This is a genomic window from Mesotoga sp. UBA5847 (genome assembly GCF_002432735.1).
Taxonomy (GTDB): Bacteria; Thermotogota; Thermotogae; order Petrotogales; family Kosmotogaceae; genus Mesotoga.
In genome coordinates this window covers 28475-45621 of sequence record NZ_DJGL01000079.1, presented here as the reverse complement: position 1 = coordinate 45621, position 17147 = coordinate 28475, and the positions used below count along the sequence as shown (strand labels likewise).

Annotated in this window: 17 protein-coding genes; 5 read left to right on the top strand and 12 right to left on the bottom strand. The window is 47.0% G+C overall.

The genetic code is table 11. The features are described 5' to 3' along the window. The first annotated feature begins 38 nt into the window (after positions 1-38). From aspS to plsY, 5 genes are read left to right on the top strand one after another with little or no spacing between them, the layout of a single operon-like run. Complete coding sequence (gene aspS, locus B3K91_RS09625) at positions 39-1838, top strand: aspartate--tRNA ligase (protein ID WP_349682110.1); 1800 nt, start codon at positions 39-41, stop codon at positions 1836-1838. A gap of 2 nt (positions 1839-1840) precedes the next feature. Continuing rightward, positions 1841-3364, top strand: coding sequence for a (d)CMP kinase (gene cmk, locus B3K91_RS09620; RefSeq protein ID WP_292594925.1), 1524 nt, complete (start codon positions 1841-1843; stop codon positions 3362-3364). Then, on the top strand, positions 3336-5051 hold the full coding sequence (locus B3K91_RS09615; RefSeq protein ID WP_292592088.1) for a S1 RNA-binding domain-containing protein: 1716 nt from the start codon (positions 3336-3338) through the stop codon (positions 5049-5051). The genes cmk and B3K91_RS09615 overlap by 29 nt, the downstream gene beginning before the upstream one ends. Next, a complete protein-coding gene (der, locus tag B3K91_RS09610) occupies positions 5051-6376 on the top strand; it encodes a ribosome biogenesis GTPase Der (protein ID WP_292592090.1) in 1326 nt (441 codons plus the stop codon). The genes B3K91_RS09615 and der overlap by 1 nt, the downstream gene beginning before the upstream one ends. Continuing rightward, on the top strand, positions 6373-6981 hold the full coding sequence (plsY, locus tag B3K91_RS09605) for a glycerol-3-phosphate 1-O-acyltransferase PlsY (protein ID WP_292592092.1): 609 nt from the start codon (positions 6373-6375) through the stop codon (positions 6979-6981). Before der ends, plsY begins: the two co-directional genes overlap by 4 nt. A 193-nt stretch (positions 6982-7174) precedes the next feature. Here plsY and B3K91_RS09600 read toward each other — a convergent pair whose 3' ends face one another. Genes B3K91_RS09600 through B3K91_RS09545 form a run of 12 tightly spaced genes read right to left on the bottom strand, consistent with a single transcriptional unit; the run spans position 7175 to position 17143 of the window. After that, positions 7175-7582, bottom strand: coding sequence for a F0F1 ATP synthase subunit epsilon (locus B3K91_RS09600; RefSeq protein ID WP_292593532.1), 408 nt, complete (start codon positions 7580-7582; stop codon positions 7175-7177). Beyond that, on the bottom strand, positions 7575-8996 hold the full coding sequence (gene atpD, locus B3K91_RS09595) for a F0F1 ATP synthase subunit beta (RefSeq protein WP_214060566.1): 1422 nt from the start codon (positions 8994-8996) through the stop codon (positions 7575-7577). Before atpD ends, B3K91_RS09600 begins: the two co-directional genes overlap by 8 nt. A 20-nt stretch (positions 8997-9016) precedes the next feature. Further along, a complete protein-coding gene (gene atpG, locus B3K91_RS09590; protein WP_292594921.1) occupies positions 9017-9850 on the bottom strand; it encodes an ATP synthase F1 subunit gamma in 834 nt (277 codons plus the stop codon). Positions 9851-9856: 6 nt separating this feature from the next. Next, positions 9857-11371 carry a F0F1 ATP synthase subunit alpha gene (atpA, locus tag B3K91_RS09585; protein ID WP_292593530.1) on the bottom strand — a complete coding sequence of 505 codons (1515 nt, stop codon included), beginning with the start codon at positions 11369-11371 and terminating at the stop codon, positions 9857-9859. Then, positions 11368-11919 (bottom strand): ATP synthase F1 subunit delta, encoded by a 552-nt coding sequence (gene atpH / locus B3K91_RS09580; RefSeq protein ID WP_214060569.1) that lies wholly within the window; start codon positions 11917-11919, stop codon positions 11368-11370. Before atpH ends, atpA begins: the two co-directional genes overlap by 4 nt. After that, positions 11916-12401, bottom strand: coding sequence for a F0F1 ATP synthase subunit B (atpF, locus tag B3K91_RS09575; RefSeq protein WP_292593529.1), 486 nt, complete (start codon positions 12399-12401; stop codon positions 11916-11918). Before atpF ends, atpH begins: the two co-directional genes overlap by 4 nt. Positions 12402-12434: 33 nt before the next feature. Then, entirely contained in the window at positions 12435-12680 is a 246-nt protein-coding gene (locus B3K91_RS09570; protein WP_099772236.1) for a F0F1 ATP synthase subunit C, read from the bottom strand. Between the two features lie 13 nt (positions 12681-12693). After that, a complete protein-coding gene (atpB, locus tag B3K91_RS09565) occupies positions 12694-13533 on the bottom strand; it encodes a F0F1 ATP synthase subunit A (RefSeq protein WP_099830744.1) in 840 nt (279 codons plus the stop codon). Continuing rightward, complete coding sequence (locus B3K91_RS09560; protein ID WP_099830745.1) at positions 13523-13873, bottom strand: hypothetical protein; 351 nt, start codon at positions 13871-13873, stop codon at positions 13523-13525. Before B3K91_RS09560 ends, atpB begins: the two co-directional genes overlap by 11 nt. After that, the gene (locus B3K91_RS09555) at positions 13809-14093 is read right to left on the bottom strand and encodes an AtpZ/AtpI family protein (protein WP_292589652.1); all 285 of its coding nucleotides are present in this window, start codon (positions 14091-14093) and stop codon (positions 13809-13811) included. Before B3K91_RS09555 ends, B3K91_RS09560 begins: the two co-directional genes overlap by 65 nt. An 18-nt stretch (positions 14094-14111) precedes the next feature. Further along, the gene (gene polA / locus B3K91_RS09550; protein ID WP_292589654.1) at positions 14112-16802 is read right to left on the bottom strand and encodes a DNA polymerase I; all 2691 of its coding nucleotides are present in this window, start codon (positions 16800-16802) and stop codon (positions 14112-14114) included. Beyond that, on the bottom strand, positions 16802-17143 hold the full coding sequence (locus tag B3K91_RS09545; RefSeq protein ID WP_099830747.1) for a carboxymuconolactone decarboxylase family protein: 342 nt from the start codon (positions 17141-17143) through the stop codon (positions 16802-16804). The genes polA and B3K91_RS09545 overlap by 1 nt, the downstream gene beginning before the upstream one ends. Between the last annotated feature and the right edge of the window lie 4 nt (positions 17144-17147).

Here is a 17147-nt window from a genome sequence, read left to right as displayed (position 1 = left end):
ATTCTACCACAAATCGAGATTCCATCCTAGAAAGTGGCATGGTAATATTAACTCTGTGGGAGGTGTTGGTGTTGAAGAAAAGGACGCACACCTGTGGCGAATTGACGGCATCCGACACGGGAAAAGCAGTAACACTCAACGGCTGGGTCGATCGTATCAGGGACCTTGGGGGTATCAAGTTCGTTCAAGTTAGGGACAGGTATGGCTTGACGCAAGTTGTTTTCAGTCCTCAGAATGTTAACCTCTATAGCCAGGCCTTAAAGCTGGGAAACGAGTTCTGCATTTCGGTAACTGGATCTGTGAGAAAGAGGCCTGAGGATGCTGTAAATAAGAAGCTCCCCACAGGAGAAATCGAAATCCTTGCCTCCGAATTGGAACTCCTTTCAGATGCAGAAGTACCGCCTATTTATATAAACATAGACGAAGAGTCCTCAGAAGAGATGCATCTCAAGTATAGATATCTCGATCTAAGACGCCCGAAGATGCAGCGCAATGTATTGACCAGGCATCGTTTTGTGCAGGCGGCAAGGGAGTATCTAAACAGCAATGGATTTGTGGATGTGGAGACTCCTATTCTCGGGAAATCTACCCCTGAGGGGGCCAGGGACTTTCTCGTACCCTCGCGGTTGAAACCCGGGAAGTTCTACGCTTTGCCCCAGTCTCCTCAAATCTTCAAGCAGTTGCTGATGGTTTCTGGTTTCGACAGGTACTACCAGATCGCAAAGTGCTTCAGAGACGAAGACTTTCGGGCCGACAGGCAACCTGAGTTCACGCAGATAGACGTTGAGATGTCTTTTGCAGATGAAGAGGATGTCTTCTCTATTGCCGAGGGTTTGATGAAGCATGCATTTGCAGAGGCTGTCTCGGCAGATATTCCGACTCCATTCCGGAGATTCACCTATCAAGAGGTTGTCGACCTTTATGGCAGCGATAAGCCTGACACCAGATATGGGATGGAGATAAGAGACATCACGGAGGTTTTTGCTGGAACTGAGTTCAGAGTCATAAATGAAGCGATAAATAGAGACGAATGTGTAAAGGGATTGCTTGTCAAAGGTAAGGCGGACCATTTCTCGAGGAAGAAACTGGACGAGTATACCGCCTTGGCAAGAGATAGTTCCCTGGGGGGTCTGATGTGGGCAAAGGTAGAGGGTGACGGTTTGAAATCCTCTATTCTGAAGCATTGTCCCGATGAACTCGAGAAAATGATTTCCTTCTTCAAAGCGGAAAGAGGAGATCTAGTGCTCTTCTCAATTGGCGAGAGTGTTGCACTTTCCAAAGCTCTTGGACAGATAAGAGGAAAGGTAATTACGGAAGAGGAGTTTTCGGTAGAGGGGTTTGACTTCCTCTGGGTTACTGATTTTCCGATGTTCTCCTACAACTCGGAGGAAGGACGGATTGAGGCCGAACACCACCCCTTCACTATGCCTGATTTAGAAGACCTCGAAAAGTACGCCGAAACCGATCCGCTAAGAGTTAGATCCAAGGCTTATGATCTGGTTCTCAACGGATATGAAGTTGCAAGCGGATCGGTCAGAATACACAGGAGAGATATACAGAGCAGAGTATTCGATCTTATTGGGCTTTCGCGTGAAGAGGCGGAGGAGAAGTTCGGCTACTTGCTAGATGCCTTCAAGTACGGTCCGCCTCCGCATGCGGGAATCGCACCTGGACTAGACAGAATAGTTGCTATAATCGTCGGAGCTCAATCTATAAGAGAGGTTATTGCCTTTCCGAAGGTAGCTAGCGGTGCCGATTTAATGACATCTGCTCCATCCGAGGTTTCCCGCAAGCAACTGGATCTTCTGAAGCTCCAGGTAAGGGACGCGGGGGACTAGATTTGAGGATTGCGATCGACGGTCCCGCCGGATCAGGAAAATCGACTGTAGCTAGACTTGTAGCATCAAGACTGAATTTCACTTACATAGACACCGGTGCGATGTACAGAGCGCTTGCCCTCAAGGCAAGAGAGGCCGGTGTATGTTTCTCCGATCTCGCATCGATGACGGAGTTGATGAGTCATACATATTTTTCGCTCTCTGATTCGGGCATAACGTTAGACGGCACTCCGGTCGGCGATGAAATAAGAACGAGAGAGGTATCTCTTCTATCTTCGGACATTGCCAGGTACTCGTATGTCAGGGACTTCCTTACGGAGCAACAAAGAAGTCTTTCAAGACAAGGCAACGTAGTCATGGAAGGCCGTGACATAGGAACAGTGGTTATTCCCGAAGCGGAGTTGAAGATTTTTCTTACTGCCTCGGTGATCGAGAGGGCAAGAAGAAGGCTAGAACAACTCAGATCGAGTGGAATTGCCGCTGATTTAGAGGAGATACTAGCCGAAATCGAAAGTAGAGACCACAACGACTCAACTAGATCAGTTGCACCGCTAAAGCCTGCTGCGGATGCCGTTACGTTAGATACGACGAAGATGGGTATCGAGGAAGTGGTTTCTACCATAGTGACCCTTGCGGAGAAGAGGCAGAAAGTGCACCTTGCGAAATCTGTAGGGTTTTGTTACGGAGTCGACAGGGCAGTCAGAGAAACGATTAAGCTTCTAAAATCAGGAAAAAAAGTTTTCGCGACGGGAGAGATCGTTCACAATGAGAAGGTGATGAACGATCTCAGGGAGCTGGGTCTTGAAGTAATCGAAGACAGACTGTTGAATGAAAAACATGATGGTGTTGCAGTAATAAGGGCTCATGGAGTAGATCCGGCTTCGGAGGAGAAATTACGACACGTTTTCGATGAAGTAATAGACCTTACTTGTCCTATAGTGTACAATGTATTTAGCCTGGCGGTCGATCTCGAGCAGCAAGGCAACTTTGTTGTGGTATATGGCAAGAAGAACCACCCGGAAGTTACGGCTCTTTCGGGTAGGCTCGACAAGTATCTCATTGTGGAACCGGGAGATGACTATAACGAAGTATTGAAAGAGTTTGAAGGTCTTGAACGTGTTGCGATCGTTTCGCAGACTACGATGAGCAACAGCGATTTCAAGGAGTTCGCGGAGTTTATTAAGGAAAAGCTTCGGGGTCGTGTAACCGTTCATAACACTATTTGCAAGGTCACAATCCAGAGAGAATCGGAGGCAGAACGACTTGCAGGCGTAGTTGATACGGTTATTGTGATAGGTGGGAAGAACAGTTCAAATACAAAGAAGCTTGTAAGAATAGTAGAGAGACTCGGTAAAAAGGCGCTTCATGCAACAGATCTATCGGATCTTCCTCAAGGTGATATGGGGAAGGTTGCCCTGATTAGCGGTACATCAACTCCGTACGAACAAATCCAGAAGATACTGGATTACATAGACAAAATGAGGGAGGTAACCAACAATGGAAGAGAAAATGAAACAGCAAGATGAAAACCTGAGCATGGAGGAAATATTTGAACGGATGGATGTTTCCTCGGCAAGGAAAGGAAATAGAAAGGATGCAGAGGTTTTCTCCGTCCAGCCTGATGGACTGATGGTGATTATGGACGGGAAGCTCGATGGGTTCGTTCCTGCGGATCAATTAGTGAATGATCTAGAAGAGTACAACGTTGGAGATAAGATAGAAGTCATGGTCATCAAGACCAACGAAGAGGAAGGAAGAAGCACTGTTTCTGAAAAGAGAGTCCATGCCAGGCAAGCAGTCAGCAAAGTTGAGAAGGCTTACAGAGAAGGCAAAGCCATTGACGGGAAGATAGTTTCGGAGACGAACGCCGGGTACAATGTGCGGCTTTTGAAGACGGTACCCGCATTTCTTCCAGGCTCAGAGTCGGGAATCCGAAAGGGAGATCCGGCTCCAGAAGGAACAATGAAGTTCAAGGTCATAAGATTTAAGAGACAACGAAATGGAATAAACGTAGTAGTTTCGCTAAAAGCATTTCAGGAAGAAGCAATCAATGCCTACTTCAAGACAATCGAAGTCGGCCAGGAACTGGAAGGCAAAGTCGAGTCAATAAAGAATTTCGGCGCCTTCGTGAAGCTAAACGACAATGTAACTGCGCTTATTCCGGCATCTGAAATGAGCTGGGATCCTAGTGTGAGGATAAGCGATCTGCTGAAGCCCGGTGAGACGGTCAGGACAAAGGTAATTGGAATCGATGAAAAAGGGAAGAAGATATCTCTCTCGCTTAAGCAGATGACGGAAGATCCTTGGTCGACCTTGAAGGAAAAATACGAAGTCGATTCTACGGTCGTTGGAACGGTAAAAAACATCACCCCGTTCGGTTTCTTCGTATCGCTTGAGCCCGGAGTGGAAGGATTAGTACACATTTCAGAAGTATTCTGGGGCAACATCAAGAAGGATCTCAAGAGTGTTGTAGAAGTTGGAGACGAGGTGAAAGTGAACATCAAGGAGATAAACGAAGAAAAGCGGACCCTTTCACTCTCTTACAGGGAAGCCCTGGGCGACCCGTGGGAAAACATCGGCGACAAGTACAAAGAGGGAGACGTTCTAAAGGCTAAGACTGCAAAGGTATTGCCTACCGGTGTAATTCTTGAGCTTGAAGAGTACGTATCTGGATTTGTTCCGGTATCTGAGGTCTCGTGGAACTTCGTCGATAGAATCGAGGATGTTGTTAAAGAAGGAGAAGAAATAGAGGTAAAGATACTTTCTATAGATACGGTTAACAGGAGAATGAGGCTGAGCATAAAACAGGCAACTCCCGATCCCTGGGAAAAGGTTTCCGAAGAGCTTTCTGTAGGAGATCAAGTTAGTGGGACCGTGACAAGACTCACGAAGTCTGGAGCAATAATCATGGTCGACTCATACGGTGTTGAGGCCTTCTTGCCCGTTTCGCAGGTATCTCTTGAGCGGACAGAGAATATCGAGGACTCGGTTGAAGTCGGTAAGCATGATCAATTCAAGATAATCCGTTTGGTTTACGACCCGGATAACGACACTCGAAACATGGTTGTGTCGATAAGGCAGCTCATAAAAGATAAAGAAGCGGCCGAGACCGAGAAAGTTCTCAAGGATTTCAACGATAATGGAACCGTCAGTTCCAACAGCCTTGGAGAAATGATTAAGAATCAGCTTGAGGAAGAAGGAGAAAGCCTCTAGTGGCCACCGTCCTGATAATCGGACGACCAAATGTTGGAAAGTCGACTCTATTCAATAGACTTGTTGGTGGTAGGAGAGCTATAGTTGATGACATTCCGGGGGTTACCCGCGACTTCACGGTAGGGAGAGTTAACTGGCAACAGAGAACCTTTCAGCTTGTAGACACATGTGGACTATTTGAGAATCCAGAAAACATTGTTGAAGAAAAGATGAAAGAGGTCACCCTTGAGCTTCTGAATGAGGGCGACCTCATTCTTTTTGTTGTCGATGGAAGAAGCGGGCTTACAAGTGCCGATATCGAACTCGCAGATTACTTGAGAAAGCAGAGACTTGAAGTGATCTTCGTTGCCAACAAGGTTGAGAACCCCGATAACTTTTATTCAAGTATGGGAAACGAGATCTTTTCACTTGGTTTTGGAGATCCCATAAAGGTATCCTCGGCCCACGGTCTTAACATCGATTTGCTTTTCGACGAGATCTTCGATCGATTGACGTCGCTGGGACACTCGATAGAAGTGGAAAGTGGCGAAGAAAGCGATCTGAAAATAGCAATTGTCGGTAAGCCAAACGCGGGAAAGTCCTCTATCTTCAACTGGATAGTCGGCAGTCCAAGAAGCCTTGTGACTGAAGTCTCTGGGACAACCCGAGATACAGTCGACGAGACTGTTGTTGTAGACGGTATACCAATGACCTTCATTGACACTGCAGGAATCAGGAAGAAGTCTAAGGTGAAGGTAATGAATGTTGAATACTACAGCGTAATGAGAGCAATTGACGCTCTGGAGAGATCAGATATCATAATTATGGTAATTGACTCGACGGACGGAGTTGGCAATCAAGACCAGCGTATCGCTGGACTTGCTGAAAAGAACGGTAAGGCGACCATTGCTGTCTTCAGCAAATCGGACCTCGCTGATGAAAGACGCAGGAAGGCATTGCTGCGAACCTTCAAACAGGACCTGTACTTCATAGACTATAGTCCCGTTCTCTTCACCTCAACTGAGACCGGCGAAGGTATGGACGATCTTATCGACAACATTAGGCTTGTAAGTAAGAAGATAGACCTAAGAATTCCGACCGGCCTTCTTAACACTCTCATTCAGAGATACTCGGAGGGAACGCCGGCACCCGGCAAGGGGAAGAAGCGAGGCAAGATATATTACGGTTCTCAGATCTCCACCAGGCCGCCGATAATAATGCTGAATGTAAACGACCCTACGCTCTTTACCGAGCCTTATCTTAGAGGGATTCGAAACACGATTCGGCTTAATTTCGATCCATACGAAGGAACTCCAATCTTCTTGAAACTCAGGAGGAAGAGATGAGGTACGTACTATTTGCTCTTGTTGGATATATTATGGGTTCCATCCCCTTCAGTTTCATAGTACCGCTTGTTAAGGGCGTGAATATTACCAGGGTGGGCAGTGGAAACGTAGGTGGAACAAACGTTCTTAGAAGCATGGGGGGCTATGCCGGTGCCATTGCCATGATTCTGGATGGGGTGAAGGCCTTCATTCCCGTGATAATCGCTAGAGCTGTCTTTGGAGTCTCATTGCCCGAGGGTATGATGATCGGTTTCTTTGCAGCAGTGGGCCACAGCTATTCGGTTTTCCTAAGATTCAGAGGTGGCAAAGCCGTCGCCTGCACAGTGGGGACGCTTTCAGGGACATTACCGTGGTATGTTGCGGTCTTCTTTGGGATATGGATACCGATCGTTCTGCTCACTAAATACGTTTCCCTTGGTTCAGTTCTTGCTCTGGCAATTTTATCTAGCATCCTCTTCCTGACTGAAGGCTACGCCGTAGGTCTTTGGATGCTCGCCTTCTTCGGGCTGTCTCTGTTCAGACACCGGAAGAATGTCGCCGCTCTTCTCAGAGGCGAAGAGAGAAAAACGGATTTGATAGAAGCATTCAAGAGAAAACGCAATTAAATGAAAAATCGCTAAGTAGTTACCGTGGCGAGTCTGGGATGAGCATCCCATAGTCGCCAGTCGCACTAAGTGCGGCAAGCCTTTGCGAAGCAAAGGCTTGCCGGCCTAAGCAGACTAGCTTCTTCAGAGCAACTCGCAACTTGGAACTTGCAACTGATGCTCTTCTCGGAGGACGTCTCTTCAAGCGGAGCAGCTATCGCCCAGACCCCACTTTGATTCTAAGCATATGTCTTTGCAGTTTGGCCTCGTTTCTAGCCCTTTCGCGCCTGGATTTACTTACTTCCAGCAATTCCTCTGCTCTCTTTAGCCGCTGCTTTGCTCTTTCTACGCTAATCTCCTCAGGAGTTTCGGCGGCATCGGTCACAATAGTCAAGCTGTCTCTCTCCTGGAGAACGTATCCTCCGTGAACGGCAAACCGCAAAGTCTTAGAACCTGACGTTATCTCCATTACGTCAACGGTCAGCTTCATAAGAGCTGGAGCTCTTTCAGGCAGGAAGCCTATCTCCCCTTCGGTCGAGCGGAAGGAGATGTAATCTGCTTCTCCCTCCCACTCGATCTCATAAGGCGTGATAATCGTGGTCTTCAATGCCAAGTCATTCACCCTTCGTAAGCTTCTTGCCCTTCTCAACGGCTTCATCAATCGAGCCAACCATCATGAAGGACTGTTCAGGAAGAGAGTCGTGTTTACCCTCGAGTATCTCTTTGAACCCACGTATCGTTTCGGAAATGGGGACGTATTTCCCATCCATGTTACTGAATTTCTCAGCGACAAAGAACGGCTGCGTCAGGAACCTTTGGATCTTTCTCGCTCTCTGAACGGCTAGCTGATCCTCTTCAGACAGTTCTTCCATACCCAGAATCGCAATGATGTCCTGAAGGTCCTTGTATCTCTGAAGAACTTCCTGGACGCTTCTTGCAACCTGGTAGTGTTCCTGGCCCACAACTACTGGATCAAGATTTTTCGACGTCGAATCTAACGGATCAACGGCCGGGTACAGCCCCTGCTCGGCTATTGAACGCGAAAGGTTAACGGTCGCATCGAGATGGCTGAAGGTAGTAGCAGGCGCCGGATCCGTGAAATCGTCCGCAGGAACGTATATTGCCTGGACGGAAGTAATAGAACCAGATCTCGTCGAGGTGATCCTCTCCTGCAGGTTTCCCATTTCAGTCGCCAATGTCGGTTGGTAACCAACCGCTGAAGGCATTCTTCCGAGGAGAGCCGAAACCTCTGAACCGGCCTGAACGAATCTGAAGATGTTGTCAATGAATACGAGAACGTCCTTCTTCTGAACATCTCTGAAGTATTCAGCCATGGTTATAGCAGAAAGACCGATTCTGAATCTTGCTCCAGGAGGTTCGTTCATCTGCCCAAAAACGAGAGCGGTATTTTCAATGACACCGGCCTCCTGCATATCGAGCCAAAGATCATTTCCCTCTCTAGTTCTCTCACCGACTCCGGCAAAAACAGAAAGCCCCTTCTGCTCGATTGCGAAGTTTCTTATGAGTTCCATAACGAGAACCGTCTTTCCGACTCCAGCACCTCCGGAGAAGCCAATCTTTCCGCCCTTACTGAATGGCGCAAGAAGATCGATGACCTTTATTCCCGTTTCAAGTATCTCGACTTCGGTCTGCTGATCGGTGACTGAAGGAGACGCTCTGTGTATCTCCCAGTGATCGGCAAACTTTACCTCTCCAAGTTCGTCGATCGGTTCGCCGAGAAGATTGAACATTCTTCCGAGAATCTCTTCTCCGACAGGTACGGTGATCTGCTTTTCAGTATCAAGTACTTCCTGGCCCCTCACGAGTCCGTCTGTACTGTCCAAGGCAATCGCCCTGACGCTGTTATCACCAATCAGCTGGGCAACTTCGAGTACTATCTCTTTATCTAAGAATTCGTTCTTTACTTTCAGGGCATTCAGAATGTCGGGAAGCCTCGCTCCTTCGAATGATACGTCTACGACCGGACCAGTTATCGCGATTATTTTCCCAATATTTTGTTCCTTTTTGTCGGGCACACTCACACCTCCAAAATCAATTAACCGTTAAGCGCCTCAGCGCCGTTTACGACTTCGATTATCTCCTGTGTGATATTCGACTGGCGCAGTTTATTCCTAACCAGAGTCAGTTGTTCTATCATGTTCTTTGCATTCTCGGTTGCGTTCTTCATTGCAGCTTGCCTGGAGAAGAGTTCCCCGACCTTCGTTTCATATAAGCCCTGAAGAACTTTGGCTACAAGCCACGAATTGAGCACTTCTTCGTACAGAACCTCGATTTCAGGTTCGAAATCAAATAAGTCGTTGTCTGGCTTCTCAAAATCTTCAACGGGAAGAAGCTTGACAGTCTTCGGTATCTGAGCGAGCGGATTCTTGAAACTGCTGAAAACCATTTTCAAGCCGGACGCGTTCTTGCTATCCATGATTTCTTCAATATCGTCAACGATAATTGCCGCCTCGTCAAGATCGGGAGTATCGAAGAAATGACTGAAAGGAGTAATAGGTACTCCGCTCTTCTTGAAATGACTTTCGGCCTTGATTCCCACCGTAACGATGTGTATGACGTTTGACTTTGCAACTTCGCGCTCGGCTGCCTTCATTATCTCTGCATTAAAGGCTCCCGCAAGTCCCATATCTGAGCTGACTACGAGAAGAATCTCTCCTTCACCCCCGGAGTCGGGATGGTTCGAATCTCCAAAATAAGCTCTGATGAGAGCCCGCTCCATAGCTCTTTCGTATAGCCTGACGAACTTCAGTCCCTTTTGAACTTTGTTGATTTTGGCCCGCGCGACCATCTCCATGGCGCGGGTAATCTGCATCGTCGAGTTCGTTGACTCGATGCGTTTCTTAATCGTACGCAGTTTACCCTTGCTCACCGTCAATCAACCTCGCTCTTCAAGCTGCTTCTTGGTGTCTTCTATAGCTTGCTTAAGACGGGTCTCTATACCTTCTTCTATGACCTTCTTCTCTCTTATTGAAGTTAGTACATCACTGTAAGAGCTGCGAAGCGTCTTGAGTAGAGAGGCTTCGAATTTCGAAATCTTCGAAGTTTCCATTTCGTCAAGATAACCCTTTGTTCCAGTGTAAAGAACAGCGACCTGTTCTTCAACCGGCATTGGGACGTACTGATCCTGCTTGAGAAGTTCCGTTAGCTTCTCTCCCCTTGTCAGTTGGTCGCGCGTGGCCTTGTCGAGTTCAGTCGCAAACTGAGCAAAAGAGAGCAAATCTCTGTACTGAGCAAGCTCGATTCTCAGACTTCCTGCAATCTTCTTCATAGCCTTAATCTGCGCAGCCCCTCCAACCCTCGAAACCGAGAGGCCGACATTGATTGCAGGTCGATTTCCCGCATAGAAGAGGTTGGGATCCAAATAAATCTGTCCGTCTGTTATGGATATTACGTTAGTCGGTATGAATGCCGATACATCGTTTGCCTGCGTCTCGATGATCGGTAAGGCGGTGAGAGAGCCTCCACCGAAACTCTCGTTGAGCCTTGCAGCCCGCTCTAGCAATCTGGAATGCAGATAGAAGACATCTCCGGGATAAGCCTCCCTTCCAGGCGGCCTTCTCAGCAACAATGAAAGCTCTCTGTAAGCGGATGCATGCTTGGAAAGATCATCGTAGATGACAAGAGAGTCCTGGCCCTCAAACATGAAGTGCTCGCCCATTGCAGCTCCCGCATACGGAGCGAGATAGGAGAGAGATGCCGTATCTGAAGCCGAAGCAAAGACAATCGTCGTATACTCCATTGCCCCGAACTGATTCAGTTTATCGATGATCCTGGCAAGGGCGGCCGTCTTCTGACCAATTGCGACGTAGATGCACTTCACGCCCTGTCCTTTCTGGTTTATTATCGCATCGATTGCTAAGGCCGTCTTCCCGGTCTGCCTGTCCCCAATTATCAACTCTCTCTGTCCTCTTCCAATGGGGATCGTCGCATCTATTGCCTTTATTCCCGTCTGTAGAGGAGTGTCGACCGGTTTTCTCATTACAACTCCAGTCGCCTTCACTTCAACTGGCCTGAATTTCTTTGTTTGAACAGGCCCCTTTCCATCTAGTGGAATTCCCAGAGGATTTACGACTCTTCCCAGGAGCTCAGGTCCTGTGGGGACCTCCATGATCCTGCCGGTCCTTCTGACGAGGTCGCCTTCTTTTATCTCTTTGTATTCTCCTAGAATAACTATACCTACATTATCCTCTTCAAGGTTCAGTGCAAGACCATAGACGTTATTCTCGAATTTCACGAGCTCATTTGCCATTACACCTTTGAGGCCGTATGCCCTCGCAATGCCGTCACCTATTTGTATTACCTTTCCCGCTTCGAAATAATCAAACTCTATGTCAGTCTTCTCTAGCTGATTCTGTATGACTTTCGTAATCTCAGATGGACTGATTTTCACTCAATCACCTCCCGAGGGCCCGAGCCCAGCTCCTGGCTCACTCTCTTTAAACGACCGCTGAGACTTGTGTCTATTACTTCGTCTCTGAACTTAATTACATATCCTGCAATGAGAGATGGATTAACATTGACCTTCATAACCCCCTCCATTCCAGTCTTTTCTCTCACTTTCTTGAGAATGGCAACTCTCTCTTCAGAACTGAGAGCTACTGCCGAATCGACTTCAACATCAATCCTGTTGCTTTCAAGCAAAAGCCTTGCACCAAAGGAGATCACGATATCTTCCAGCAATTCAAGCCTCTTCATAGAGACCAGAAGCGAAATCAACCTTTCAATCTGTTCCAGAGGTTTTTCAACGAAGCTAAGGAAGATCCTTACCTTTCTCTCTGCATCGAGAGTTGGGTCGAATAGGAATTTCGAAAGGTCGATGTTAGAAACACTTTTAGAAAGTTCATGGAGCTGTTTCAGCCCTTGCTCTCTAGCCTCTTCGGGAAGGCTTAAGAAGAGAGCGTTGGCGTATTTTGCCGAAAGTGAAAGAATTCTCTTCACTCCTTATCACCCATGCTCTCCAAAATCCTCTTTGCATATTGCTTCCTTGCGTTTTCATCCATTTCCTTTTGAAGAAACCTTCCTACTATGGCTACTGCGGCAGTTACTATCGCTCCTTTTACCTCATCGGCAGCTTCTTCCCGCTCACGCTGAATCTGAAGTTCGGCGGACTTATACATTCTCTGTATCTCGTCCTGTGCATCTTCTCTTGCCTGTCTTACGATCTCTTCCGCTAGCTTTTCAGCCTGTGCTACGATTTCGTCTGAAGCAGAACGCGCCTCTTCCATTTTTGCCTGGTATTCTCTTCTGAGTTCGTTAGCTTCAGTCCGCATTTTCTCGGCCTCAGCTATCTCATTGCTGATCTTTTCTTTTCGCTGTCTTAGGATGTCGAAGAATTTGCCAAATAGCACCTTCTTCAGAACAAAGAAGAGCAGCAAAAAGTTCAGTATCGACAATATGGCCGTCAGATTAAGTTCAATCAAGTTATCACCCCTCCTCTATTCAGGGGAAGATATTTAGACTACGAGAAGAATCATGAACGCTATAACAAGCGAATAGATTCCAGTTGTTTCAGCGATAGCGTCGGCAAGAATCATCCTCGTGGTCAAAGTACCGATCATTTCTGGTTGTCTTGCCATTGCCTCCATAGCACTTGCACCGATTCTACCTTCACCGATACCGGCACCGATAGCACCTATTCCCATTGCCAGTCCGGCACCAATGAACTTTCCCATCAGCATTAAGCCTTCTCCAATATCCACTGTGAAAACCTCCTTACTCTATTAATGAGCTAATATATGCAATTGCGAGTATTGTGAAGATAAGCGCCTGGATCGCCCCGAAGAAGAGTCCGAAAATACCCCACAGAGCTGCAGGCAAAACAAAGTACTTCACAAGATAGCCAAGAATCAGTATCAGTATCGATCCGCCCATGATGTTTCCGAAAAGCCTCAAAGCATGTGATAATGGTTTTGCGATTTCTCCGATGATGTTAATGGGAAACATCCACCATATTGGTTCAAAGAAACTCTTTCCCCAACTCTTCCACCCTTTCACTTTTATCGCGTAGACGTGACTCATGACAAAAACGAAGAAGGCGAGCATAAGATTCATGTTCAGATCCGAGGTAGGAGCGTACCAGCTGTCTGAAAGAATTGTGAACTTCACTCCTCCACTTTCGAGAGGAATGGCGTTTATTCCAGGGAAGCTTCCGATGAAGTTTGAGACGATTACGAACAGAAACAGAGAGGCTGCAATATCAAATATCGGCCTCACAAACTCCTTTCTCGAAACTGAATCCTTCACGAGATCGTAGATATAGTCGAGCAACGCCTCCAGAAGACTTTGCTTTTTGCCGGGAACGAGCTTGAAAACCTTCACCCTGGTTGCCATGAAGATCACTATCCCCATTACCACCCACGTCATGATTATCGTTAGTGGATTGATCCTGCTGAGCGGCCCTTCTCCAAACGGCAGTTGATAGATCCATCGCTGCCCAACGCCTTCAAGCTGGAACTTGTAGCCCGTGGCAACTATATAGATAATCACTGCAACATATCCGCCAAAGACAACCCCGAGGAAGATCTTGTCAGACTTAGTGAGATTAAGTTTCACAGAGCCACCCCCCAAAAGCAATTGCGGCGATTTTCAGATTCATCACTCCGAGAAAGCTTCCAAGAAAAAACTCGAGGGAGATGGTGGCTGCAGTTGCAAAACAGATACCGTACAGCACGTATCTTGCAATAAAGCCAGCGGGAACCCTCTTCTTTTCCCTGATTAGAGTGTGTGCATCATAGTTTAGCAGGAGCAAACCGATCATGGCAAACAATGTTCCGTAGAAGACACCCAGTTCTGACTCGCCCAGAGGTGTTAATGCAAGGACGGCGCTTTCAACCATTGCCAGGACTGCCAGTATTATCGATGTCTTGATCATCATTGTCCTTGTTTCTGTCATATCTCTCTGCCTCTTTCATCAAATATCTAATCCCATTATATATGCCTGAAAAAGCTCCGAAAAGCATGAAAAACGAAATCCAGAGTCTATCCATTCCGACGAATCTATGAACTAGGTAACCAATACCTCCCGAGACCATTATATTAGCAATTACAATAACTGCAAACTGATAGAGCGATGAGAGAGCCGTCCAGTCGATCTTACTTCTCTTATCCTTCAACTGTATTTGCTCTCCTTATCAACACCAGTAGTCACCTACAGAGATTTCGATATCCAGAGGAACACTCAAAGTTACAACTTTTGACATTCCCTCCTTCAGAATCTCTTTGAGTCTATCAAGCTCACTTTCGGGAGCTTCATAAACCATCTCATCGTGGACCTGAAGAATGGCAAAGCTCTCCATGCTGTTTTCGTTGAGAAGCTTATAGATCTTTATCATAGCCATCTTCATTATATCTGCAGCTGTTCCTTGAATAGGAGTGTTAATGGCAATTCTCTCGCCTTCCTGAATGACGTTTCGATTCCTAGTCTTAAACTGCGGTATCTCTCGCCTTCTTCCAAACATAGTTCTGACAAAGCCCTTCTCTTTGGCCTCAGAGATGGTATTGGAAATGAAGGACCTTACCTGTGGATAGGCTTTGAAGTAATTGGAAATCATTTCCTCGGCGACATTGGAAGGGATCTTCAGCCTATTTGCAAGTCCGTAAGAAGAGATGCCGTAAATTATCGAGAAGTTCACCATTTTTCCTATTCTCCTCTGCTCTTCTGTTACATCGCTTCCCTTGACTCCATAAAGATTTGAAGCAGTGAGGCTGTGAACATCTCTCTCGTTCTTGAAGGCATCTAGCAATTGCTCATCCTGGCTAAGATGTGCGAGAATTCTGAGCTCAATCTGAGAATAGTCTGCGCTGACTATTTTCCAGCCTTTCTTCTGGGGAACAACGCACTTTCTTATTTCCTTTCCCTCTTCATCTCTTATTGGAAGATTCTGCATATTTGGATTACTGCTTGAAAGCCTTCCCGTTCCCGTTCCCGTCTGATGGTAACTTGTGTGTATTCTTCCCGTCACGCTGTTCACAAGAGCAGGAAGCGAATCGAGATACGTTCCCTTCAGCTTCTGGTACTTCCTGTAGTCAAGAAGCTTCTGAACCGCCGGGTGTTCCCCTGCGAGCTCTTCAAGAGCGTCCGCGCTTGTTGAATAAGAGCCGCTCTTGGTCTTCTTCGAAGGAGCGAGTCCCAGTCTGTCGAAAAGGACACGACCCACTTGAGAAGGAGAGTTAGGATTGAACTGCTCCCCGGTCAAAGTGAAGAGATCTTCAAGAATCTTGTCAAGAATCTTTCCGTACTTCTTTGACAGGCCGTTGAGCGAGGGAATGTCGAAGTACACTCCATTCAATTCTAGATCGGCAAGCACAGGAATCAAAGCCAACTCTATGTCTCTGAGAATCTCCTCGAGCTCCTGTTCGTATATCTTCTTTCTCAAAACACCAGAAAGCCTCAGAGAGATGTCTGCATCTTCAACAGAATAACGTGCAGCCTCTTCCAGCGGCACTTTTGAAAAATCAGTGCCCAACTGGTTCCTCTTCATAAGGTCTTCGAATTTGATCGTCTTGTATCCAAGAAACTTCAGCGCCAGTTCGTCAAGATTAAAGCGTTTTGTATCCGGAGAGAGCAGATAAGCTGCAATCATAGTATCAAACTCAGGGGCGACCGGATGAATGCCGTTTACCGACAGTACCGAATAGTCGAACTTCAGATTTTGACCGATCACTTTCGTCGCTTCGTCTTCGAGCAGCTCTTTTAGTCTCTCGAGAACCTTATCTTTGTCAGCCTGCCATTCATTTGACTTGTGAGCGATTGGTATATAGTACCCGGTCCCTTCCTCAAAAGAGACAGAAATGCCTACTATCTCGGCTGAATGAGGATCCAGCGAGGAAGTCTCGAGGTCAATCGCGAACAGAGGATTTTCGCGCATCCTGGCAAACAGCTTTTCGAGCTCCTTTTCGCTCTTCAAGAGTCTGTATCCGTCTATATCCAAAAGCGAGTCATCTGCTTCATCGATCAGACTATACTCATTGATCATCGAGGAGAACTCCAACTTGAGCAGAACTTTCCGAAGATCACTCTTTCTGTAGCCTTGGTATTTTATATCATCCAGAGTGATCTTCAAGTCTTCATCATCTAAGAGTCTGACAAGTTCCATCGACAATTCCAGCGAGTTTAGCCCGTCAATTAGCTTCTTCCTAAGTCCCGGACTCAACTGTCTTATGTTCTCGTAAATGCCGTCGATATCGCCATACTCCTTCAGAAGCTTCTGAGCAGTCTTTATTCCGATTCCCGGAATCCCGGGGATGTTGTCGGATGAATCCCCTGCAAGAGATAGAAGGGCGTGAAGCCTCTCTGGCTCGAGTTCGAACTTCGACAGCACTCTCTTCTTGTCATAAAGCTCGAGATCGGTAAGGCCTGTAACGAAACGCAAAATGCGTATCTTATCATCTACAAGCTGAAGAAGATCCTTGTCTCCCGTAATGACCAGCACTTCGTCGACGCCATTTCTATAACGTTTCGCCGCTGTTGCAACTATATCATCGGCCTCAAGCCCGGCAATCGAAAGGAACTTGATTCCGAACGCTTCGACGAGCTCGGGAATATCCCTCAACTGTGCAACAAGAGCATCAGGCATCGCTTCTCTTGTAGCTTTGTAGGCCTCGTATGCCTTGTGACGCTTCGTCTCTTCTTTTCTGTCAAAGGCGAAGATTGCGTAGTCGCCTTCCTTCATTCTCTCTTTCGTGAACTTCGAAAGCATCCTGGCCGTTCCGAAGAGAGCATTGGTCGGCTCTCCCTTCGAATTAGTGAGGGTGACATCAATTCCATAATAACCGCGGTAGAAAATCGCGGTTCCATCGAATAAGAACAGTCTTCCGGGCATTACTCTGCCTCCAGTTCGTCTAGCAGCTCAACTGCCCTGCGAAAATGTGGTATGACGATTGAGCCTCCGACTACTAGTGCGACATTGAGCGCCTCCATAATCTCTTCACGACTTGAACCGGTAGCTTTACACTGGATTATATGATACGCAATGCAGTCATCGCACCTGAGTACTGCAGAAGCGACCAATCCCATAAGCTCTTTCGTTTTCGAATCGAGAGCCCCGTCTTTGTAAACGGCTCCATCGAGCGAGAAAAAACGCTTCGTCTCAATATTACCAGTTTCTAGAATTCTGTTATTCATTTTCTCTCGGAAACGCCTGAACTCTTCGAGTCTTCCCATAGTA